The sequence below is a fragment of the Streptomyces sp. NPDC001222 genome (assembly GCF_042896945.1).
GTDB lineage: Bacteria > Actinomycetota > Actinomycetes > Streptomycetales > Streptomycetaceae > Streptomyces > Streptomyces gibsoniae.
Genome location: NZ_JBIAXT010000058.1, coordinates 1 through 21,035, shown reverse-complemented (window position 1 = coordinate 21,035; position 21,035 = coordinate 1). Strand labels below are relative to the sequence as shown.

Annotated in this window: 18 protein-coding genes; 10 read left to right on the top strand and 8 right to left on the bottom strand. The window is 71.9% G+C overall.

Translation table 11 applies throughout. The annotated features are described in order from the left end of the window. The first annotated feature begins 54 nt into the window (after window positions 1–54). Window positions 55–2,235 carry a serine/threonine-protein kinase gene (locus ACFY2Z_RS39835; RefSeq protein ID WP_390748888.1) on the top strand — a complete coding sequence of 727 codons (2,181 nt, stop codon included), beginning with the start codon at window positions 55–57 and terminating at the stop codon, window positions 2,233–2,235. Between the two features lie 69 nt (window positions 2,236–2,304). Here ACFY2Z_RS39835 and ilvD read toward each other — a convergent pair whose 3' ends face one another. From ilvD to ACFY2Z_RS39815, 4 genes are all read right to left on the bottom strand, one after another. After that, window positions 2,305–4,158 carry a dihydroxy-acid dehydratase gene (ilvD, locus tag ACFY2Z_RS39830; RefSeq protein WP_390748887.1) on the bottom strand — a complete coding sequence of 618 codons (1,854 nt, stop codon included), beginning with the start codon at window positions 4,156–4,158 and terminating at the stop codon, window positions 2,305–2,307. A 198-nt stretch (window positions 4,159–4,356) separates the two neighbouring features. Further along, a complete protein-coding gene (locus tag ACFY2Z_RS39825; protein WP_390748886.1) occupies window positions 4,357–5,004 on the bottom strand; it encodes a TetR family transcriptional regulator in 648 nt (215 codons plus the stop codon). A 16-nt stretch (window positions 5,005–5,020) separates the two neighbouring features. Further along, complete coding sequence (locus ACFY2Z_RS39820; RefSeq protein WP_390748885.1) at window positions 5,021–5,845, bottom strand: sugar phosphate isomerase/epimerase family protein; 825 nt, start codon at window positions 5,843–5,845, stop codon at window positions 5,021–5,023. Window positions 5,846–6,293: 448 nt separating this feature from the next. Beyond that, window positions 6,294–7,226 (bottom strand): Ppx/GppA family phosphatase, encoded by a 933-nt coding sequence (locus ACFY2Z_RS39815; RefSeq protein WP_390748884.1) that lies wholly within the window; start codon window positions 7,224–7,226, stop codon window positions 6,294–6,296. A 71-nt stretch (window positions 7,227–7,297) separates the two neighbouring features. Between ACFY2Z_RS39815 and ACFY2Z_RS39810 the strand changes: the two genes are divergently transcribed. Then, window positions 7,298–8,146 carry a hypothetical protein gene (locus tag ACFY2Z_RS39810; RefSeq protein WP_390748883.1) on the top strand — a complete coding sequence of 283 codons (849 nt, stop codon included), beginning with the start codon at window positions 7,298–7,300 and terminating at the stop codon, window positions 8,144–8,146. An 84-nt stretch (window positions 8,147–8,230) separates the two neighbouring features. On the opposite strand, the gene ACFY2Z_RS39805 is transcribed toward ACFY2Z_RS39810, so the two are convergent. After that, entirely contained in the window at window positions 8,231–9,985 is a 1,755-nt protein-coding gene (locus ACFY2Z_RS39805; protein WP_390748882.1) for a hypothetical protein, read from the bottom strand. 300 nt (window positions 9,986–10,285) lie between these two features. Between ACFY2Z_RS39805 and radA the strand changes: the two genes are divergently transcribed. The 3 genes from radA to ACFY2Z_RS39790 all read left to right on the top strand — a co-directional run bounded on the left by radA (window position 10,286) and on the right by ACFY2Z_RS39790 (window position 13,514). Continuing rightward, window positions 10,286–11,695 (top strand): DNA repair protein RadA, encoded by a 1,410-nt coding sequence (gene radA / locus ACFY2Z_RS39800; protein WP_390748881.1) that lies wholly within the window; start codon window positions 10,286–10,288, stop codon window positions 11,693–11,695. A gap of 82 nt (window positions 11,696–11,777) precedes the next feature. Then, window positions 11,778–12,902, top strand: a complete 1,125-nt coding sequence (gene disA / locus ACFY2Z_RS39795) for a DNA integrity scanning diadenylate cyclase DisA (RefSeq protein WP_311694766.1) — start codon at window positions 11,778–11,780, stop codon at window positions 12,900–12,902. 252 nt (window positions 12,903–13,154) lie between these two features. Further along, window positions 13,155–13,514, top strand: a complete 360-nt coding sequence (locus ACFY2Z_RS39790; RefSeq protein ID WP_390748880.1) for a DUF6204 family protein — start codon at window positions 13,155–13,157, stop codon at window positions 13,512–13,514. A 288-nt stretch (window positions 13,515–13,802) separates the two neighbouring features. On the opposite strand, the gene ACFY2Z_RS39785 is transcribed toward ACFY2Z_RS39790, so the two are convergent. After that, a complete protein-coding gene (locus ACFY2Z_RS39785) occupies window positions 13,803–14,621 on the bottom strand; it encodes a hypothetical protein (RefSeq protein WP_390748879.1) in 819 nt (272 codons plus the stop codon). A 356-nt stretch (window positions 14,622–14,977) separates the two neighbouring features. Here ACFY2Z_RS39785 and ACFY2Z_RS39780 point away from each other — a divergent pair, with 356 nt between their 5' ends. From ACFY2Z_RS39780 to cseC, 5 genes are all read left to right on the top strand, one after another. Then, entirely contained in the window at window positions 14,978–15,934 is a 957-nt protein-coding gene (locus ACFY2Z_RS39780) for an A/G-specific adenine glycosylase (RefSeq protein ID WP_390748878.1), read from the top strand. A 479-nt stretch (window positions 15,935–16,413) separates the two neighbouring features. Then, window positions 16,414–16,953 (top strand): SigE family RNA polymerase sigma factor, encoded by a 540-nt coding sequence (locus tag ACFY2Z_RS39775; protein ID WP_311694770.1) that lies wholly within the window; start codon window positions 16,414–16,416, stop codon window positions 16,951–16,953. After that, entirely contained in the window at window positions 16,941–17,597 is a 657-nt protein-coding gene (locus ACFY2Z_RS39770; RefSeq protein WP_390748877.1) for a hypothetical protein, read from the top strand. Before ACFY2Z_RS39775 ends, ACFY2Z_RS39770 begins: the two co-directional genes overlap by 13 nt. 8 nt (window positions 17,598–17,605) lie before the next feature. Further along, the gene (cseB, locus tag ACFY2Z_RS39765; RefSeq protein WP_390748876.1) at window positions 17,606–18,310 is read left to right on the top strand and encodes a two-component system response regulator CseB; all 705 of its coding nucleotides are present in this window, start codon (window positions 17,606–17,608) and stop codon (window positions 18,308–18,310) included. 8 nt (window positions 18,311–18,318) lie between these two features. Next, on the top strand, window positions 18,319–19,662 hold the full coding sequence (cseC, locus tag ACFY2Z_RS39760; protein WP_390748875.1) for a two-component system sensor histidine kinase CseC: 1,344 nt from the start codon (window positions 18,319–18,321) through the stop codon (window positions 19,660–19,662). A 229-nt stretch (window positions 19,663–19,891) separates the two neighbouring features. Here the strand turns inward: cseC and ACFY2Z_RS39755 are convergent, their stop codons facing one another. Both ACFY2Z_RS39755 and ACFY2Z_RS39750 read right to left on the bottom strand, forming a co-directional pair. Then, a complete protein-coding gene (locus ACFY2Z_RS39755) occupies window positions 19,892–20,338 on the bottom strand; it encodes a VOC family protein (protein ID WP_390748874.1) in 447 nt (148 codons plus the stop codon). Between the two features lie 58 nt (window positions 20,339–20,396). Beyond that, a complete protein-coding gene (locus tag ACFY2Z_RS39750; RefSeq protein ID WP_390748896.1) occupies window positions 20,397–20,819 on the bottom strand; it encodes a helix-turn-helix transcriptional regulator in 423 nt (140 codons plus the stop codon). Between the last annotated feature and the right edge of the window lie 216 nt (window positions 20,820–21,035).

Genomic DNA, 21,035 nt, shown 5'->3' with positions numbered 1-21,035 from the left:
TCGACTAGGCTCCGTGCGTCGCGCGCGCGGACGAACAGTCACGGGGGTGGTCGAATGGCGCCACAGCGCAACACCGGAGCGGGCGCGGAAGCGGAACTTCCCGAGTACGCCGGTCACTATCGTCTGGAGTCCTGCCTCGGCTCCGGTGGCATGGGTGTGGTGCATCTGGCCAGGAGCACCTCGGGACTGAAGCTCGCGGTGAAGGTCGTACATGCCGAGTTCGCCAAGGACCCGGAGTTCAGGGGGCGTTTCCGGCAGGAGGTGGCTGCCGCCCGGCGGGTTAGCGGGGCCTTCACGGCACCCGTCGTCGATGCCGACCCCGAGGCCGAGCGGCCCTGGATGGCCACGCTGTTCATCCCCGGTCCGACCCTGTCCGACCATGTGAAGCGGAACGGGCCCATGGCGCCGGCCCAGTTGCGTCGGCTGATGGCGGGGCTCGCCGAGGCGCTGCGCGACATCCATCGGGTCGGGGTCGTGCACCGGGATCTGAAGCCGAGCAACGTGCTGCTCGCCGAGGACGGCCCGAAGGTCATCGACTTCGGCATCTCCCGGCCGAAGGACAGCGAACTGCGCACGGAGACCGGCAAGTTGATCGGCACTCCGCCGTTCATGGCGCCCGAGCAGTTCCGGCGGCCCAGGGAGGTCGGTCCGGCCGCCGACATCTTCGCGCTCGGGTCCGTCCTGGTGCACGCGGCGACGGGCCGCGGGCCGTTCGACTCCGACAGCCCGTATGTCGTCGCCTACCAGGTCGTGCACGACGAGCCGGATCTGACCGGTGTGCCGGAGGGCCTCGCGCCGCTGGTCCTTGGCTGTCTGGCCAAGGAGCCCGAGGACCGGCCCACTCCCGATGAGCTGATGCGGGAACTGCGGTCGGTGGCGGCGTCGTACGACACACAGGCCTTCATACCGTCCCAGCGCCGCGACGACACGCAGAGCGGCACTTCGGGGGACCCGTCGAACGGCGCTCCCGGCGGCACACCGGATGACGTCCCGGGTGACCCGACGAGTGACACCCCGAGCGGTGAGCCGCCGCCCGAGTCCCGTGCCGGGAAGCCGGGCCGACGGCCCCGGAGCCTGCTCGGCCGGATGGCTCTGGTGGCGGGAGCGTTCAGTCTCGCGGTGGGCGGCGCATGGACCGTCGTGCGGCTGCTCGACGACGGCGGTCCCACGCCGGACGGTCCCCGCACCACGCTGGCCGCGTTCCGCACCTGGGAGGCGAAGCCCGCGTCCGGGGACAGTGCCGTGCCGCAGTGCTCCTACGGTGCGGACAAGCTGCTGTGCGGACAGTCCGGTCTGGTCTTCGCCCTCGACCCGTTCGACGGCTCCGTGGTGTGGCGGCACAGGTACGCCCCGGCCGTCCGCAGCGGGCCCCCGGTCCTCTCGGGCGGTCTGGTCCAGCCGTTGCCGGCCCGGATCCAGCCTCTGGAGGCACTGGATCCCGGCTCGGGCCGGACCCGCTGGCACCGGCACACGCCCGCCTACACCGCGATGCGGCAGGCGGGGGGCACGCTCCTGCTCACCGGTGCCGACGGGACGGTCACCGGCGTGAACAGCGCCTCGGGGAGGACCGGGTGGAGCCACCGGATCCCCGGCCAGAACATGCCGCACTTCACCTCGTTCGCCGGGGACCCGCTGGCGTACGCCGTGAGCACGTCCGACGACGGGTCGGACACGCGGGTCACCGCGGTGGACGCGGAGACGGGCGATGTGCGCTGGGACGCCCGTATGAAGGGAAACCTCACACCCTTCGGCAGCGAGAACGGGTCCGTCTTCCTCCTCTCCGAGGACCCGGTCTACGGGCGCGCGCAGGCCGTGGTCCGCTACACCCCCGCGTCACGGTCGACGCACACCGTCGCGCTGCCCCTCCCGCTGGACGGCGCCCATGCCACCGTCCACGGCAGCGCGGTCTATCTGCTGGCCGCCGGCGGCGCGCTGGAGGCCGTCGACATGGACCGGCGCAGACAGCTCTGGCACGTCGAGACGTCCGTGAGCCGCGGCTCGGCGCCGGCCGCGGACGGCGGGCACGTCTACTTCACCGCGGCCGACGGACGGCTGCTCGCGTTCGACGCGGGCGACGGCCGGCTCCTCGGCCAGACCCGGCCGCGCCTCGGCTCCCATGCCGACCGGGTGACGGCGGCGCCGCCGGAGCCCGTGATCGTCGACGGCCATGTCTACGCGGGCGCCCCCGACGGCACCGTCTTCGGCGTGGACGGACGTGATCCGTCGCTCTGGTGACGTGCGAGGGGGCCGCTCCCGAAGGAACGGCCCCCTCGCACGTCACCGGTCAGCCCGGCCTCACGTGGTTCAGCCCAGCTTGGTCACGTCACGCACCGCGCCCTTGTCCGCGCTCGTCGCCATCGCGGCGTAGGCGCGCAGGGCGGCCGAGACCTTGCGGTCGCGGTTCGCGGGGGCGTAGACGCCGTTCAGGGCGGCGCGGCGGGCGTCCAGCTCGTCGTCGGACACCAGAAGGTCGATCGTGCGGTTCGGGATGTCGATACGGATGCGGTCGCCGTCCCGGACCAGGGCGATCGTGCCGCCCGAGGCCGCCTCCGGAGAGGCGTGACCGATCGACAGACCCGAGGTGCCGCCGGAGAAGCGGCCGTCCGTGACCAGGGCGCACGACTTGCCCAGGCCACGGCCCTTCAGATACGAGGTCGGGTACAGCATCTCCTGCATGCCCGGGCCGCCCTTGGGACCCTCGTACCGGATGACGACGACGTCGCCCTCCCTGACCTGCTGGGTGAGGATCTTCTCGACGGCCTGCTCCTGCGACTCGCAGACGACCGCGGGGCCCTCGAAGGTCCAGATCGACTCGTCGACGCCCGCCGTCTTCACCACACAGCCGTCGACCGCGAGATTGCCCTTGAGGACCGCGAGGCCGCCGTCCTTGGAGTACGCGTGCTCGGCCGACCGGATGCAGCCGCTCTCGGCGTCCACGTCCAGCGCCTCCCAGCGCTCGGACTGGGAGAACGCCTCGGCGGAGCGGACGCAGCCGGGGGCCGCGTGCCACAGCTCGACCGCCTCGGGGGAGGGGGAGCCGCCGCGGACGTCCCACGTCTTGAGCCAGTCCGCGAGGGAGGGGCTGTGGACGGCGTGCACGTCCTCGTTCAGCAAGCCCGCGCGGTGCAGCTCGCCGAGGAGGGCCGGGATGCCGCCGGCGCGGTGCACGTCCTCCATGTAGTAGGTGCGGTCCTTGGCCACGTTCGGGGCGACCTTCGCCAGGCACGGCACCCGGCGGGAGACCTCGTTGATCTCCGCGAGACCGAACGGCACGCCCGCCTCCTGGGCGGCGGCCAGCAGGTGCAGGATCGTGTTCGTCGAGCCGCCCATCGCGATGTCGAGGGCCATCGCGTTCTCGAAGGCCGAGAAGGTGGCGATGTTGCGGGGCAGGACGGTCTCGTCGTCCTGCTCGTAGTAGCGGCGGGTGAGGTCCATGACCGTGCGGGCCGCGTCCTCGTACAGCGCCCGGCGGGCCGTGTGGGTGGCCAGGACCGAGCCGTTGCCGGGGAGCGAGAGGCCGATCGCCTCGGTCAGGCAGTTCATCGAGTTGGCCGTGAACATGCCGGAACAGGAACCGCAGGTCGGACAGGCGTTCTCCTCGATACGGAGGATGTCCTCGTCGGAGACCTTGTCGTTCACGGCGTCGGAGATCGCGTCGACCAGGTCGAGCGTACGGACCGTGCCGTCGACCAGGGTGGCGCGGCCGGACTCCATCGGGCCGCCCGAGACGAAGACCGTCGGGATGTTCAGGCGCAGGGCCGCCATCAGCATGCCCGGGGTGATCTTGTCGCAGTTGGAGATGCAGACCAGGGCGTCGGCGCAGTGGGCCTCGACCATGTACTCCACGCTGTCCGCGATCAGGTCCCGGGAGGGGAGGCTGTAGAGCATGCCGCCGTGGCCCATCGCGATGCCGTCGTCGACGGCGATCGTGTTGAACTCGCGCGGGATGCCGCCCGCCTCCCGGATCGCCTCGCTGACGATCCGGCCGACCGGCTGGAGGTGGGTGTGGCCGGGCACGAACTCCGTGAAGGAGTTGGCGACCGCGATGATCGGCTTCCGTCCGATGTCCGCACCGGGTACACCGGAGGCACGCATCAGGGCGCGGGCGCCCGCCATGTTGCGGCCGTGGGTGACTGTGCGGGACCTCAGCTCGGGCATCGTCGCTAGCTCCTTCGGAGAGTTCTCAGCTCATGTCGAGCGTACGCCGATGCTCCAAGGGACGGACACGACTGTCCGTAATGCGGGATGAGTGTTTCGGGAACACGGCTGGGCGGAGTGGGGATCCGGCGGTCGGCAGAGGGCCGGTGCCGGGAGTCCGGGGCGTGTTCAGGGCCGGGTCGCGGTGGCCGAGGCGTCTCAGGGGTTGGTCATATGCCCCTGCACGACCGGTGCCAGGCGCGCCACCAGTTGCTCCAGGTCGGCCGACGCCACCGGCTCCACCTTGATCACGTACCGCAGCATCGCGACCCCGACCAGCTGCGCGGCCGCCAGCTCGGCGCGTAGTTCCGCGTCGGGGAGGCCGAGCTGCCCGGAGATGCGGCGCAGCAACTGCGCGACGACCAGCTTGCGGAAGACCGCGGCCGCGGTCTCGTTGTTCACGGCGGAGCGGACGATCGCGAGCAGCGGCGCACGGGTCACGGGGTTCTCCCAGACGCCGAAGAAGAAACGGGTCAGGCGTTCGCCGACGGCGTCGCGGGGGCCCTCGGCGAGCGCGTCGGGCGCGCTCAGGGCGGGCGCGACGGCGAGCTCGATGGCGGCCTCGAAGACCTGTTCCTTGGTGCCGAAGTAGTGGTGCACGAGCGCGGAGTCCACGCCGGCGGCCTTGGCGATGCCGCGGACGGACGTCTTCTCGTAGCCGCGTTCGGAGAACTCCTCGCGGGCCGCCTCCAGGATGCGGTCCCGGGTGGCGGGGGCCGCGTCCGTCTCCCTGCGGCTGGGCCGTCCCCTGCCGCGGCGGACGGGACCCGCTCCCGTCGTCCCGGCCGGTCCGGTGGTCCCGGTCATGGACGAACCACCCCGCTCACCCGCGGGACACCTTCGCGGCGGACGCGAGGTGCAGACGGGTGAAGGCGAGCGCCTCGGCGAGGTCGGCCTCACGCTCGGCGGCGGACATCGCGCGACGGGTGTTGACCTCGATGACGACGTACCCGTCGAAGCCGGTGAGCGCGAGCCGCTCCAGGACCTCGGCGCAGGGCTGGACGCCGCGGCCGGGGACGAGGTGCTCGTCCTTGTTGGAGCCGTTGCCGTCGGCGAGGTGGACATGGCCGAGGCGGTCACCCATGCGCTCCAGCATCTGCAGGGCGTCGGAGCGGGCCGTGGCGGTGTGGCTCAGGTCGATCGTGAAGTGCCGGTAGTCGTCCCTCGTGACGTCCCAGTCGGGGGCGTAGGCGAGCATCTCGCGGTCGCGGTAGCGCCAGGGGTACATGTTCTCCACGGCGAACCGCACATCCGTCTCGTTCGCCATGCGCCAGATGCCGTTGACGAAGTCGCGGGCGTACTGGCGCTGCCACCGGAAGGGCGGGTGGACGACGACGGTGCCCGCGCCGAGCTTCTCGGCGGCCGTGCGGGCGCGCTGGAGCTTGACCCAGGGATCGCTGGACCACACCCGCTGGGTGATCAGCAGACAGGGGGCGTGAACAGCGAGTACGGGGATGTGGTGGTAGTCGCTGAGCCGGCGCAGCGCCTCGATGTCCTGGCTGACGGGATCGGTCCACACCATGACCTCGACGCCGTCGTACCCGAGGCGCGCGGCGATCTCGAAGGCCGTCGCCGTCGACTCCGGATAGACGGAGGCCGTCGACAGGGCGACCTTCGCATCCGGGATGCGCACCACTGGTTCTGCCACGAGGGACAGGGTACGGGGCGGCGCCTTGACATGGAGGGGCGGTCGCTCAGGGCGGGGTGTGGGAAGGCGCACAGAGCCGCGCGGCACCCCGTGCCGGGCGTCGCGAGCCGGTGAACCTTTCCGGGCGCAGTGCTATGGGGTGTCTGACAATTCGCGGCGGATCAGCGCGCGGCGTCCGGCGCAGGGGGCACCTCCCAGCGGTAGCCGGGGGAGCATCGCAAGGCGGAGGATCAGCCGGTCACCGGACGTACTCGGGTGATCCGGCAACGCGGCGAGGTGCCGTGCCTGGGGGCACCTCCCAGCGGTAGCCGGGGGAGCATCGCAAGGCGGAGGATCATCCGATCACCGGACGTACTCGGGTGATCCGGCAACGCGGCGAGGTGCCGTGCCTGGGGGCACCTCCCAGCCGCCGGGCTGGGGGAGCCGCGCGCCCGGCGGTCAGACACCCCTAGCCCGCCGCCATGTGGTCGAGGCGGCGCAGGATCACGCCCTCGCGCAGGGCCCACGGACAGATCTCCAGGGCCTCCACACCGAACAGGTCCATCGCGCCCTCCGCGACCAGCGCGCCCGCGAGGAGCTGGGGCGCGCGGCCCTCGGAGACGCCCGGGAGGTCCGCGCGCTGCTCGGCCGTCATCCCGGCGAGCTGCGGCACCCAGGCCTCCAGGGACTCCCGCTTCAGCTCGCGCTGCACGTACACGCCCTCGGCCGAGCGCGCCGCGCCGGCGAGGCGGGCGAGCTGCTTGAAGGTCTTGGAGGTGGCGACGACGTGGTCGGGCACCCCGCGGCGGCTGAACTCGCCGACCGTACGGGCGATCTCGGTCCGCACATGGCGGCGCAGCGCCCTGATGTCCGCGGGATCCGGGGGATCGCCGGGGAGCCAGGACGCGGTGAGCCGGCCCGCGCCCAGCGGCAGCGACACCGCCGTGTCGGGCTCCTCGTCCATGCCGTAGGCGATCTCCAGCGAGCCGCCGCCGATGTCGAGGACGAGCAGCTTGCCCGCGGACCAGCCGAACCAGCGGCGGGCCGCGAGAAAGGTCAGCCGTGCCTCCTCCGCGCCGGTCAGCACCCGGAGCTCGACGCCGGTGGCCTCCTTGACCCGGGCCAGCACGTCGTCGGCGTTGCTCGCCTCGCGCACCGCGGACGTGGCGAACGGCAGCAGGTCCTCGACGCCCTTGTCCTCGGCGGCCTGGAGGGCGTCGCGGACGACGGCGATCAGCTTGTCGACTCCTTCGGGACCGATGGCGCCGTCGCCGTCGAGCAGCAGGGCGAGCCGTAGTTCCGCCTTGTGCGAGTGGGCGGGCAGCGGACGCGCGCCGGGGTGCGCGTCCACCACCAGCAGATGCACCGTGTTCGAACCCACATCAAGGACACCGAGTCTCATGTACGGAACGCTACTGCCAGTACGACGATCCTCAGGCCCTCAAGCAGCCCGGAGCCACTTACCCTGGATGCGTGCCAAAGACGAAAAAGGCGAAGTCCGACAAATCCTCCAAGGGATCGAAGGATTCTCCGCAGGCGAAGGCGTCCCGCTCCAAGAAGGCCCCGAAGGTGAGTGACGAGAAGGGGCTCGATTTCGCGCGCGCATGGGTGGAGTTTCCGGATCCGGCCGACGACGAACAGGTCTTCCGCTGTGATCTGACCTGGCTGACCTCGCGCTGGAGCTGCATCTTCGGCAGCGGCTGCCAGGGCATCCAGGCGGGCCGTGCGGACGACGGCTGCTGCACGCTGGGCGCGCACTTCTCGGACGAGGACGACGAGAAGCGGGTGGCCGAGCACGTGGCACGGCTGACACCGGAGATCTGGCAGAACCATGACGTGGGCAAGGAGACCGGCTGGGTCTCGGTGGACGACGAGGGGTCCCGCCAGACCCGCCCCTACCAGGGCTCGTGCATCTTCCAGAACCGGCCCGGGTTCGCGGGCGGTGCTGGCTGCTCGCTGCACATCCTGGCGCTGCGCGAGGGCCGCGAACCGCTGGAGACCAAGCCGGACGTGTGCTGGCAGCTGCCGATCCGGCGGACGTACGACTGGATCGACCGCCCCGACGACACGCGGGTACTGCAGGTGTCCATCGGTGAGTACGACCGCCGGGGCTGGGGCCCGGGCGGCCATGATCTGCACTGGTGGTGCACATCGGCGACGTCGGCGCACGGCGCGGGCGACCCGGTGTACGTCTCGTACCGGGCCGAGCTGACCGAGCTGATGGGCAAGGCGGGGTACGACCGCCTGGTCGAGCTGTGCGAGCAGCGCCTGGCGTCGCAGCTCCCGCTGGTGGCGCCGCATCCCGCCGATCCGGTCGAGTGAACGGAGCGGGGGGCTTCGCCCCGCGCGTGCGGGGGTGCCCCGTGCGCTGCGGGGGGCTGTCCCCCGTCCGTGCCGGACCGGGGCCTACGAGGACGGGCTCGGGGTGGCGCTCCCGGCGGGCGGCGGCGTCGAGGCCGGGGGGTCCTGGGAGGGCGGCGGATTCGTGGTCGGCGGGGCCGTGGGCGTCGGATCGCCGGGCGTGGGTCCGGGGTCCGTCGTGGGCGGAGCGCTCGGCGTGGGAGCGGACGAACCGGTGTGCACCGGGGTGGGACGTGGGTCGGGCGAGGCCGCGGTCCCGTAGCCGTCGATCGTGACCACGACGCCCGCGGGTGCCACCGTCACGCGCGCGTGCCAGGAGCCGGCCGGTTCGCGCAGCGGGTCCACGTACACCCGGACCGTGGTCGACGCGCCCGGGGCGAGCCTTCCGGACGCCTGACTGAGGGAGAGCCAGGCGGCTCCGGTGGACGCGGACCAGGAGACCGGCGCGCTGCCCGACGCGGTCAGCGTGATGAGGGTCGTCGTGCCGTCGCCCGCGGCCGTCACCGTGAGGTGGCCCGCTTCCCGGGCGCCTGCCCGCACCCCGATGACCTCGACGGACACATCGGGCGAACGGCCGTCCCTGCCGAAGCCGGCGCCGGGTCTCGTACGCGCGTTGCCCGCGTTCTCGTAGCCGTCCGAGCCCTCTCCGCCGAGCGCGGCGGAGTCGTGCAGCTCGCGCGCGGTGACCGTGCGGCCGTCGGTGCCCTCGCCCGTGAGGGGCGCGCCGCGGTTGGCCGCCCACAGCGCGATGACGGGGGCCGCGACCACGGCGGCGACGACGGTCGTCGTGACGGCACGCGCGCGGAGGCGGTCGCGGCGCGCCGCGTGGTCCTTGGGGTCCATGGGGAAACCGCGCCGGTCGAAGCGGGGCGCACCGCTACGCGCGCGGGGGACGTGCGCCATCGCGGCCTGCAGGACCGCGCGTGGAGCCTCCAGTACGGGGAGCGCGGCAGGGGTGACGCTGGTGCCCGGCCAGGCGCCGGCGACCGCCCGCTCGGCGGTACGGCGGCAGCGCGGACAGTCGTCGACGTGCCGGACCAGCTCGCGGCGGAGGGTGGCGCTCAGCACGAACTGGTGGTCGTCGGTCAGCCGGGCGACGCTCGGGCAGGAGCCGGTCTCGACGACCGCGAGTGCGGCGCGGGTGCGCTCGACCTCGCAGGCGGCGGAGGCGAGGAGTTCCCGTGCGGCCGCCAGGTCCATGCCGAGGACGGCGGCGACCTCCTGGGCGGTGAGCTGGTGCCGCACGGCGAGTTCCAGCGCCTCCCGCTGCTCGGGCGTCGTACCGGCCGCCTCGGGCCAGGCGAGCTGGGCGAGTTCCTGTCTGCGCCGTTGCCGGATCTCCTCGGGGACGGCTCCCTCGGGGGCGGCGGCCCCGGCGATCGCCTCGGCGGCGCGCCGGTCGTCGGCCTCCCGGTACGCGCGCGTGCCGCGGTCGCGCCCTGCGGCGTGACCGGCCTGGCGGCTCCGCCGGGCCTCGGCGAGCCGGCGCAGACAGGACCAGCGGGCCAGTGCGTACAGCCAGGCACGGCAGTCGCCGGGGGTGTCCGGGGCCCGGGTGCCGCGGCGCTCGGCGAGCGCGAGGGCGTCTCCCAGGGCGGCCGTCGCCGTGTCGTGGTCGCACAACACGGACAGGCAGTAGGTGAACAGGCCGTCGAGGTAGGGCTCGTACCGCGCGGGAGGGCGCTGTGCCGTGGTGCGGGCGCCCGCGCCACGAGACACGCTCCCCCGCTTGCGAGCGTCTTTGCGCGCCGGGCGTGCGCCTGTGGCGTGCGTGGAAGTCTCCGGCCTGCTGCTCATCACCTTGGCGACCGTAGGCGCCGACAGGCTGCACCTTCTTCCACCTTGCGCACTTTTACTCCGTACGGGTGAAACGATCCCTCAAAACGGGCCACGAGAAGCGGGTGCGGCGAGCCCGCGTGCGCCGGCGCTCCGGCCGCGCGCAGGTCCGGGGCGCCCCACCCCCCGCATGCGCGCCGCGGGCGCCGGGCGCCAGGGCCGGATGGCGGGTGGCGGCGAGGGGGGCGAGGGGTTTCACCACCACGAACCCGGCGTCATGGGCCGCGGCCCCCGGTGTCAGTGGGTCCCGCTACGGTTTCGTCCATGGCTGCCCGTACGAAGACCACCAAGGACCGGCCGTCCTACCGCTGCACCGAGTGCGGCTGGCAGACGGCCAAGTGGCTCGGCCGCTGCGCCGAGTGCCAGGCGTGGGGCACGATCGAGGAGTACGGCGCACCCGCGGTGCGGACGACGACACCGGGCCGCGTGACCACCTCCGCCGTCCCCATCGGCCAGGTCGACGGACGGCAGGCCACGGCCCGGTCCACCGGCGTGCCCGAGCTGGACCGTGTCCTCGGCGGCGGACTCGTGCCGGGCGCGGTCGTGCTGCTGGCCGGCGAACCCGGCGTCGGCAAGTCCACCCTGCTGCTGGACGTCGCGGCGAAGGCGGCCAGCGACGAGCACCGCACGCTGTATGTGACGGGCGAGGAGTCGGCGAGCCAGGTGCGGCTGCGCGCCGACCGCATCGGAGCCATCGACGACCACCTCTACCTGGCGGCGGAGACCGATCTCTCCGCCGTGCTCGGCCACTTGGACGCGGTGAAGCCGTCCCTGCTCATCCTGGACTCCGTGCAGACCGTCGCCTCCCCCGAGATCGACGGCGCGCCCGGCGGCATGGCCCAGGTCCGGGAGGTCGCCGGGGCCCTCATCCGCGCCTCCAAGGAGCGCGGCATGTCCACCCTGCTCGTCGGCCACGTCACCAAGGACGGCGCGATCGCGGGCCCGCGCCTGCTCGAACACCTGGTGGACGTCGTTCTGCACTTCGAGGGCGACCGGCACGCCCGGCTGCGCCTCGTACGGGGCGTCAAGAACCGGTACGGAGCGACCGACGAGGTCGGTTGCTTCGAGCTGCACGACGAGGGGATCACCGGCCTGGCCGACCCGAGCGGTCTGTTCCTGACCCGCCGCGCCGAGCCGGTCCCCGGCACCTGCCTGACCGTCACCCTGGAGGGCCGCCGGCCCCTCGTCGCCGAGGTGCAGGCCCTGACGGTCGACTCGCAGATCCCCTCCCCGCGGCGTACGACGTCCGGCCTGGAGACCTCCCGCGTCTCGATGATGCTCGCCGTGCTGGAGCAGCGCGGCCGGATCAGCGCCCTCGGCAAGCGGGACATCTACTCCGCGACGGTCGGCGGGGTGAAGCTCTCCGAGCCGGCCGCGGACCTGGCGGTCGCGCTGGCGCTGGCGAGCGCCGCGAGCGACACCCCGCTGCCCAAGAATCTGGTGGCGATCGGCGAAGTGGGCCTCGCGGGCGAGGTAAGACGCGTCACAGGGGTCCAGCGCCGGCTGTCCGAGGCCCACCGTCTGGGCTTCACGCACGCGCTCGTTCCGGGCGATCCGGGCAAGATCCCGCCCGGGATGAAGGTGCTGGAAGTGGCGGACATAGGGGATGCCCTGCGGGTCCTTCCGCGCTCCCGTAGGCGAGAGGCCCCACGGGATGAGGAGGACCGCCGGTAGACTTTGCCCTGGTCTCGCCCGTCCGTACGAACCGAGAGTGCGACACGGGAGCGCCTGAAGAACCTGCGACCGGAGGAGTGCAGTGGCAGCCAACGACCGGGCGGCAGCTCCCGGAAAGTCCGGCGGGAGTTCCCGTGCCGATGGCCTGATGCGCGCCTCTCTGAGCGCCGTGGCTCCCGGCACGGCCCTGCGCGACGGACTCGAGCGCGTGCTCCGCGGCAACACCGGCGGCCTCATCGTGCTCGGCTCCGACAAGACCGTCGAGACCATGTGCACGGGTGGCTTCGTCCTGGACGTGGAGTTCACGGCCACCCGGCTGCGGGAGCTGTGCAAGCTGGACGGCGCCCTGGTGCTCTCCTCGGACCTGTCGAAGATCCTCAGGGCGGGCGTGCAGCTGGTGCCCGACCCGACGATCCCGACGGAGGAGACGGGCACGCGGCACCGCACGGCGGACCGGGTGAGCAAGCAGGTCGGCTTCCCTGTGGTCTCGGTCTCCCAGTCGATGCGCCTGATCGCGCTGTACGTCGACGGGCAGCGTCGGGTGCTGGAGGACTCGGCGGCCATCCTGTCCCGCGCCAACCAGGCCCTGGCCACCCTGGAGCGGTACAAGCTCCGCCTGGACGAGGTGGCCGGCACGCTGTCCGCGCTGGAGATCGAGGACCTGGTGACGGTCCGGGACGTCTCCGCGGTGTCGCAGCGGCTGGAGATGGTCCGTCGTATCGCGACCGAGATCGCGGAGTACGTCGTCGAGCTGGGCACGGACGGTCGGCTGCTCGCCCTCCAGCTCGACGAGTTGATCGCCGGGGTGGAGCCCGAGCGGGAGCTGGTGGTGCGCGACTACGTACCCGAGCCGACCGCCAAGCGCTCCCGCACCGTCGAGGAGGCGCTGTCCGAGCTGGACGCGTTGTCCCATGCCGAGCTTCTCGAACTGCCCACGGTGGCCCGCGCCCTGGGTTACACCGGCTCCCCCGAGGCACTCGACTCGGCGGTGTCCCCGCGCGGTTTCCGGCTGCTGGCGAAGGTCCCGCGACTGCCCGGCGCGATCATCGACCGACTGGTGGACCACTTCGGGGGCCTGCAGAAGCTGCTCGCGGCGAGCGTCGACGACCTCCAGACGGTGGACGGCGTCGGCGAGGCCCGGGCGCGCAGCGTCCGCGAGGGCCTGTCGCGACTGGCGGAGTCCTCGATCCTGGAGCGGTACGTCTAGCGCTGTGGCCGGGAGGGTTCGCCGGAAAGCTCGCGGCGTCCGGTGCGGTGCATCGCAAGGCGGATCATCGCCTGCGTACTGGATGTACTGGGGCGATGCGACAACACGGCGAGGTGCCGTGCCTGGGGGCACACCTCCCAGCCGCCAGGCCCGGGGAGTCGCGAGCCGGTGAACCTTCCCGGTCACCGCACCAGGGCGTGGGCCGCCGGAAAACGGGTGGAACGGCATCGCTGCCGCCTCTACGTTCGGAGGATGACTACCCGAGCGTTCCGCATCACCGTCCGCGGCGTCTTCGACGGCCTCGACGACGGGCAACGGACCGAACTCCTGGCGCACGCCGCCGAGCACGACGTGCTGCACGCCGCCTTCACCCCCGAGGGCCATCTCAGCTACGACCTCGCGGCCCGCCCCGCCTTCACCTTCCGCTTCCTCGACTCGGGCGAGGCCGAGGAGGACATCCTGGAGGCGACGGAGCGCGCGGAGACTTCCGCCAGGACCTGGCTCACCCAGCGCGGCTACGGCTACAAGAACCTCCGCTCCAACGCCGAGGACCTCTCGCAGGCCCCTCTGGGCAAGCGCCGGCGACAGGCTCTCAACCGGTCGTCCTCCTGACCGGTCCCCGCATCAGTCCTTGGAGAGCACGAACGACGTCTGGGCCTTCGGGAAGCCGGAGGCCTTCGCCTCGACCAGATAGGTGCCCGCGGGCTGGGCAAGCGCCGGCGACGGGCTCTCAACCAGTCGTCCTCCTGACCGGTCCCCGCATCAGTCCTTGGAGAGCACGAACGACGTCTGGGCCTTCGGGAAGCCGGAGGCCTTCGCCTCGACCAGATAGGTGCCCGCGGGCTGGGCAAGCGCCGGCGACGGGCTCTCAACCAGTCGTCCTCCTGACCGGTCCCCGCATCAGTCCTTGGAGAGCACGAACGACGTCTGGGCCTTCGGGAAGCCGGGGGCCTTCGCCTCGACCAGATAGGTGCCCGCGGGCACCGAACCCGCCGGAGGCGTCGCGCAGTTCGGCGCGCTCTGCTTGCGGTCCCACTTCACCGTGTAGGCGACATGGGCGTTCGCGGGCACACGGAACAGCACGCTTCCCGAGCCGCCCGGGCAGTCGGCCGAGGACCACACGTCCTTGTCGCTGCCGGTCTGAGTGACCGTCAGCACGGCGCTCTTGGGGCCCAGATCGATCTTGCAGTCGCTGCCGGAGGAGTTCTTCGCGTCCAGCTCGAAGGCCGGGACGTCCCCGGGCTCGTAGGTGTTGTGGACGCTCCGCAGGGTCAACTGGACCGAACCAGAAGAGCAGTTGGGCAGGGACGACCCGGCCCCGGTCGGCAACTGGCCCCCGGCGGAACCGCCGTTGCCGCTGCCGCCCGAGCCTGATCCCGTGTCCGATCCCCCGGACCCCGCGTCCGATCCGCCCGAGCCGTCGGACCCCGACGATCCGGACGAGCCCGCCGACCCCGAACCGTCTCCGCCGCTCGACTCGTCCCGACCGCCCGGGTGTTGGCTGATCGCCGGACCGGTGCCGGACGGGCCCGGAGTGATGGACGACGTGGGGTGCTTGCCGTTCGAGCCGTCCGCCCTGTTCTTGCCAACGCCGCCACCGGCCGTGACCACCCAGGCGATCAGCAGCGCCAACAGGGCTAGCACAGACAGCATTACGGCCCTCCGACGCCAGTAGATGGAGGAGGGAAGCGGCCCGACCGGATTGCGCAGAGATCCCACGGCGAAAACTGTACGAGAGATCGGAGCCGGGCCTTGCCCCACCCGCCGCCCCGGCATCAACTTTTCCGGATCATCATCCCGCGCGGCCTCCGCCGAACGGGACCGAGGCACACAGAACGGCACCGGGCGACGCGCCCGGCCCCCGAAGCCACCTCACAGCCCGCACTCCGGTCGTCGCGCCCCCCATCGCAGCTCCGCTCACCGCACCCCTCCTCGCGCCCCACCCACCGCACTCCGCACTCCGCGCCCCCGCCTCGCCCCGTCCGGCCGCCGGGGTCCGGACGTACCGACACAACACCCCCACCGGGGCCGATCCCCCACCCCACCGCCCCTCACGTGGCAGGATCGAAAGCGTCATGACTGCACCCACCACCCCCACCCCCGTGCCCATTCCCGCCCTCGAACCCGCCCAGAGCGACGACCTCACGGGCAGGGCCCCCGGCAGGGCTCTGCACGCCCCGGTCATCGCCTGGTTCAACGAGCACGCCCGCGATCTCCCCTGGCGGCGCCCGGAGGCCGGGCCGTGGGGCGTGATGGTCAGTGAGTTCATGCTGCAGCAGACGCCGGTCAACCGCGTTCTGCCCGTCTACGAGCAGTGGCTCGCCCGCTGGCCCCGCCCCGCCGACCTCGCCAAGGAACCACCCGGCGAGGCCGTCCGCGCCTGGGGCCGCCTCGGCTACCCGCGCCGCGCCCTGCGTCTGCACGGCGCCGCTGTCGCCATAACCGAACGGCACGGCGGCGACGTACCCACCGATCACGCCCAGCTGCTCGCCCTGCCCGGCATCGGCGAGTACACGGCCGCGGCCGTCGCGTCCTTCGCCTACGGCCAGCGGCACCCGGTCCTCGACACCAATGTGCGGCGCGTCCTCGCCCGCGCGGTCACCGGGGTGCAGTACCCGCCCAACGCCACCACCGCCGCGGAACGCAAGCTCGCCCGCGCACTGCTGCCCGAGGACGAGCACACGGCGTCCCGCTGGGCCGCCGCCTCCATGGAACTGGGCGCGCTGATCTGCACCGCGAAGAACGAGACGTGTCAGCGCTGCCCGATCGCCGCGCAGTGCGCCTGGCAGCTGGCCGGGAAGCCGGAGCACGACGGCCCGCCGCGCCGCGGTCAGACGTACGCCGGGACGGACCGTCAGGTGCGCGGCCGGCTGCTGGCCGTCCTGCGGGAAGCCGTGGGCCCGGTCCCCCAGTCGGTCCTCGACCGGGTGTGGGAGGAGCCGGTGCAGCGCGCCCGCGCCCTGGACGGGCTGGTCTCCGACGGCCTGGTGGAGCCCCTCCCCGGCGGCCTCTACCGCCTTCCGCTCACCTAGTGCTGCGACCGGCGCACTAGTACCACGCCCGGGCGCGCGTTTCTCACTCCCGCGCCCGGGCGCACGATTCACATCGCCGCGCCTGGGCGCGCGGTCCACTGCCCCTGCCCCGGGCGCACCCCCGCCCGGTCGTTCGCACAGCCGTTGGCCGGCCCACAGCTCGTCCGCTCACAGCTGTTACCTCGTCACGTCACAGACTTCGCGACTCAACATCCGGACAAATCGACCCATACTCTCCCCAACTGCCGTTCCTTCTTGCCCCGTTCCTCGGTCTGTTACACAACCGACGGACAGCCGAGCGCTCTCCGCAGGCTGGCTCGGACAACGCCGTGACAACCCGTCCGTAACTTCATATGCGTGCCGGGGATCGCCCGGCACCGGAGCCGGGAACGGCTCACACGGACTTTTGCGGTACCGCACCCGGCTGAGGAACGCAGCCGGCGGGCGGGTCGGAAAAACGGGGAACGGAGGCGGTTGGAATGGCACACGGCGAGGTGCTCGAATTCGAAGAGTACGTACGCACCCGGCAGGATGCGCTGCTGCGCAGCGCTCGTCGACTGGTGCCCGACCCGACCGACGCCCAGGACCTGCTGCAGACCGCTCTGGTGCGCACGTACGGCCGCTGGGACGGGATCGCCGACAAGCGCCTGGCGGACGCCTATCTGCGCCGCGTGATGATCAACACGCGCACCGAGTGGTGGCGGGCCCGCAAGCTGGAGGAGGTCCCCACCGAGCAGCTGCCGGACGCCTGCGTCGAGGACTCCACCGAGCAGCACGCCGACCGGGCCCTGCTGATGGATGTCCTGAAGGTGCTCGCTCCGAAGCAGCGCAGTGTCGTGGTGCTGCGACACTGGGAGCAGATGTCCACGGAGGAGACGGCCGCCGCCCTCGGCATGTCGGCCGGGACGGTCAAGAGCACGCTGCACCGGGCGCTCGCCCGGCTCCGAGAGGAGCTGGAGGCCCGCGACCTGGACGCACGCGCGCTGGAGCGTGAGGAGCGGGAGCGTTGCGCGGCCTAGGCACGGGGGCCATACGGCCCAGCGGAGTCCTCAAGGCGGCGATGGCGGCTGTGGTCGCGGTCGCCGCCCTCGGGCTTTTCGTCTCCGCCTGTGCCACCGGTGGCACAGGCGCACGGGACGAGGGTCCGGCGGGCCATGACCCGGTGGTCGCGGGCGTCGCCACGCCCTCCGCCTCACCGACCAAGAAAGAGCCCACGCGCCAGGACGTGGTCAACATGGTCAAGGACGATCCGAAGGTCGCGAAGGCGGTCAAGGACGATCTGAAACCATGCGTGGCCGATGAGTACCCTGTCGACGTCTCGTACGGCGACGTCACCGGCGGCACCGTGAACGACATCGTCGTGAACGTGATGACGTGCAGCGACGCCGTCGGGCTCGGCTCGTACGTGTACCGCATGGAGAATCACAAGTACGAGAATGTGTTCCGGGCCGAGGAGCCTCCGGTCTACGCGGAGATAGACCGCGGTGACCTGGTGGTGACCCAGCAGATGTACGAGAAGGGCGACCCGGTGTCGTATCCCTCCAGCGAGGAAGTGATCACCTACCGCTGGACGGCGAGCCACTTCGCCGTCGTGTCCAGTACGCGCAACGTGTACAGCAACGCGGTGGGCAACGGCGGCAAGTCCGCCCCGGCAGGGAACTGAGAGAGCGGATGGCAGAGCAGACCCACGTCCTGTTCGTCGAGGACGACGATGTGATCCGCGAGGCCACCCAGCTCGCCCTGGAGCGGGACGGCTTCGCGGTCACCGCCATGCCCGACGGTCTGTCGGGCCTGGAGGCGTTCCGCGCCCGTCGCCCCGACATCGCCCTGCTGGACGTGATGCTCCCCGGACTGGACGGCGTCAGTCTGTGCCGCCGTATCCGTGACGAGTCGACCGTCCCGGTGATCATGGTGTCGGCGCGCGCCGACTCGATCGACGTGGTGCTCGGCCTGGAGGCGGGCGCCGACGACTATGTGACCAAGCCGTTCGACGGTGCTGTGCTGGTCGCGCGCATCCGCGCGGTGCTGCGCCGCTTCGGGCACGCCGGCGGGCCCGACCGGGACACCGAGGACTCCTCGTCCATGAGCGGCGGCATCCTCACCTTCGGCGAACTGGAGATCGACACCGAGGGCATGGAGGTACGGCGCTCCGGACAGCCGGTGGCGCTCACTCCGACCGAGATGCGGCTGCTGCTGGAGTTCTCGTCGGCACCGGGCACGGTGCTGTCGCGGGACAAGCTGCTGGAGCGGGTGTGGGATTACGGCTGGGGTGGTGACACCCGGGTCGTCGACGTCCATGTGCAGCGGCTGCGCACGAAGATCGGCCAGGACCGGATCGAGACGGTCCGTGGCTTCGGCTACAAGTTGAAGGCTTGAGCGGGGGCATGCGGGGACTTCTCGGACGCCTGATCCCGGACGACCCGGCCATACGGACGGGCCTCAGATGGAAACTCAGCGCGGCGATCGCCCTGGTCGGCGCGCTCGTCGCGATCGCGCTGAGCCTGGTCGTGCACAACGCGGCGCGGGTGTCGATGCTCGACAACTCGCGCGACCTCGCCATCGAGCGGATCCAGGTGGCCCAGCGGATGTACGAGTCCGGGCGCACCCAGACCTTCGGCGTCAAGGTCGACGACCCGACGATCCCCCGGGACCTGCTGCAGAAGGTTCTGAACGGCCGGCGGGCCACCTATGTCTCCGAGGGCGCGCACGGCGTGCCGGACATCTGGGCGGCCGTACCGCTCAAGGACGGCCGGGTGCTGTCCCTGCACACCCGTTTCACCGACCGCAGCGCCGATGTGATGAAGGACCTCGACCAGGCCCTGATCATCGGTTCGATCGCCGTGGTCTTCGGCGGCTCGGCGCTCGGCGTGCTGATCGGCGGGCAGCTGTCGCGGCGCCTGCGCAAGGCGGCGGCCGCGGCCAACCGGGTCGCCGCGGGCGAGACCGACGTCCGCGTGCGGAAGGCGATCGGCGGTGTCGTACGCGACGAGACCGATGATCTGGCGCGCGCGGTGGACGCGATGGCGGACGCGCTGGGGCAGCGGCTGGAGGCCGAGCGCCGGGTGACCGCGGACATCGCGCACGAGCTGCGCACACCCGTCACAGGCCTGCTCACAGCGGCGGAGCTGCTCCCGCCCGGGCGGCCCACGGAACTGGTGCGGGACCGAGCGCAGGCCCTGCGCACGCTGGTGGAGGACGTCCTGGAGGTCGCCCGGCTGGACGGCGCCTCCGAGCGGGCGGAACTCCAGGACATCATGCTCGGCGAGTTCATCAGCCGGCGGGTGGCCGCGAAGGACCCCCATGTCGAGGTCCGGGTGATCCATGAGTCGGAGGTCACCACGGATCCGCGCCGTCTGGAACGCGTGCTGTTCAATCTGCTGGCGAACGCGGCCCGGCACGGCAAGCCGCCGATCGAGGTGTCGGTCGAGGGCCGGGTGATCCGCGTACGGGACCACGGGCCCGGCTTCCCGGAGGAGCTGCTGGCCGACGGCCCGAGCCGCTTCCGCACTGGCAGCTCGGACCGCTCGGGACAGGGCCACGGCCTGGGCCTGACGATCGCGGCGGGCCAGGCACGGGTGCTCGGGGCGCGCCTGACGTTCCGCAACGTACGGCCCGCCGGCACACCGGAGCACATGCCGGCCGAGGGGGCGGTGGCGGTGCTGTGGCTGCCGGAGCACGCGCCGACGAACACGGGGAGCTTCCCGATACTGCCGCTGCCCGGCGGCTGAACCGCCCGCCCGGCCCAGGGGGTGTCTGACATTCGCGCCGGATAAGCGCGCGGCATCCGGTGCGGTGCATCGCAAGACGGAGGATCATCCGCGTACCGGACGTACTCGGGTGATCCGACAACGCGGCGAGGTGCCATGTCTGGGGGCACCTCCCAGCCGCCAGGCTGGGGGAGTCGCGCGCCCGGCCGGAATTGTCAGACCCCCCAAGGGCGTGTTTCGAAAGTACGCCCTAGCGGGCCCACTCCTGGTCGAGGTCCAGGCCACCCTCCCGGCGCTGGGTGAAGGAGAACCAGTTGCCGGAGTCGTCGCGGAAGAGCGCCTCGGTGCCGTAGGGGCGCTCCTGCGGCTCCTGGAGGAACTCCACGCCGCGCTCCTTGAGCTTCTTGTAGTCCCCGTGGATGTCGTCGGTGGCCAGCACTCCGGCGCCGAGGGCGCCCTTGGCGATGAGCGTCCGCATCATCTCGGCGGACTCGGGGTCCATCGCGGGCGAGCCCGGCACCATGAGCGTCAGCTCCACGTCCGGCTGGTCCGGCGCGCCGACGGTCAGCCAGCGCATGCCGCCCTCGCCCATGGTCATGTCCATACGAACCTCGAGGCCGAGCTTCTGGGTGTAGAACTCCTTGGCCCGGTCCTGGTCGAGGACCCAGACGGTGGTGATGGCGAGTCCCTTGATCATGTCGTTCTCCCGGGGGATGCGAGGTGCTGTTGCGTTGCCACCGTAGGCAGCGCGCAGGTCAGTCCGCTTCTCCGGAATTGCGCTCCCGGTCCGCGGTCCCCGGGCGGAAGCCGCCGGCCCAGAGCATGGCGTAGCAGCCAGGTATGAGCGCGGCGCCGCGGCCCACGTGCTTGGTGCGGTACTCGCTGGGGGTGAGGCCGGTCCAGGTCTTGAACCGGGCGGAGAACGTGCCGACGCTGCTGAATCCCACCAGGTGGCAGATCTCGGTCACGGTCAGATTCGCCGTCCGCAGCATCTCCTCGGCCCGCTCGATCCGGCGATGCGTCAGATACTGGCCGGGGGTCTCGCCGTAGGCGGCCTTGAAGGCGCGGATGAAGTGATACCGGGAGTACCCGGCGTGTGCGGCCACGGCGTCGAGATCGAGCCCGGGGTCTGCCCAGTCCCGGTCCATCGCGTCCTTGGCGAGCCTCAGCTGCCGCATCTTGTCCACAGGTCGATGCTGCCACGGGGCACCGACAGGCAACGGCGGCGAGAACGGCGAAGGCGACGGCGAGGGCTCCCGGCGCCTTGTTCCCGGAACGACGAAGGCCCCCGGAGCGGTTCGGTGCTTTCTAGGGGTCGTCGCAACACGTGGTCGTGTTGATCAGGCCGCGAGCAGTTTATGCAGGCGCTCGGCTGGGGTTTCCCAGCCGAGCGT

Excerpts from the sequence above, each read along its gene's own strand:
- cseB (WP_390748876.1), top strand. The coding sequence starts at position 17,606 with ATGGCAGAGCAGACCCACGTCCTGTTCGTCGAGGACGACGATGTGATC.
- ilvD (WP_390748887.1), bottom strand. The coding sequence starts at position 4,158 with ATGCCCGAGCTGAGGTCCCGCACAGTCACCCACGGCCGCAACATGGCG.
- ACFY2Z_RS39750 (WP_390748896.1), bottom strand. The coding sequence starts at position 20,819 with ATGCGGCAGCTGAGGCTCGCCAAGGACGCGATGGACCGGGACTGGGCA.
- ACFY2Z_RS39790 (WP_390748880.1), top strand. The coding sequence starts at position 13,155 with ATGACTACCCGAGCGTTCCGCATCACCGTCCGCGGCGTCTTCGACGGC.
- cseC (WP_390748875.1), top strand. The coding sequence starts at position 18,319 with ATGCGGGGACTTCTCGGACGCCTGATCCCGGACGACCCGGCCATACGG.
- ACFY2Z_RS39815 (WP_390748884.1), bottom strand. The coding sequence starts at position 7,226 with ATGAGACTCGGTGTCCTTGATGTGGGTTCGAACACGGTGCATCTGCTG.
- radA (WP_390748881.1), top strand. The coding sequence starts at position 10,286 with ATGGCTGCCCGTACGAAGACCACCAAGGACCGGCCGTCCTACCGCTGC.
- ACFY2Z_RS39835 (WP_390748888.1), top strand. The coding sequence starts at position 55 with ATGGCGCCACAGCGCAACACCGGAGCGGGCGCGGAAGCGGAACTTCCC.
- ACFY2Z_RS39755 (WP_390748874.1), bottom strand. The coding sequence starts at position 20,338 with ATGATCAAGGGACTCGCCATCACCACCGTCTGGGTCCTCGACCAGGAC.
- ACFY2Z_RS39775 (WP_311694770.1), top strand. The coding sequence starts at position 16,414 with ATGGCACACGGCGAGGTGCTCGAATTCGAAGAGTACGTACGCACCCGG.
- ACFY2Z_RS39780 (WP_390748878.1), top strand. The coding sequence starts at position 14,978 with ATGACTGCACCCACCACCCCCACCCCCGTGCCCATTCCCGCCCTCGAA.
- ACFY2Z_RS39825 (WP_390748886.1), bottom strand. The coding sequence starts at position 5,004 with ATGACCGGGACCACCGGACCGGCCGGGACGACGGGAGCGGGTCCCGTC.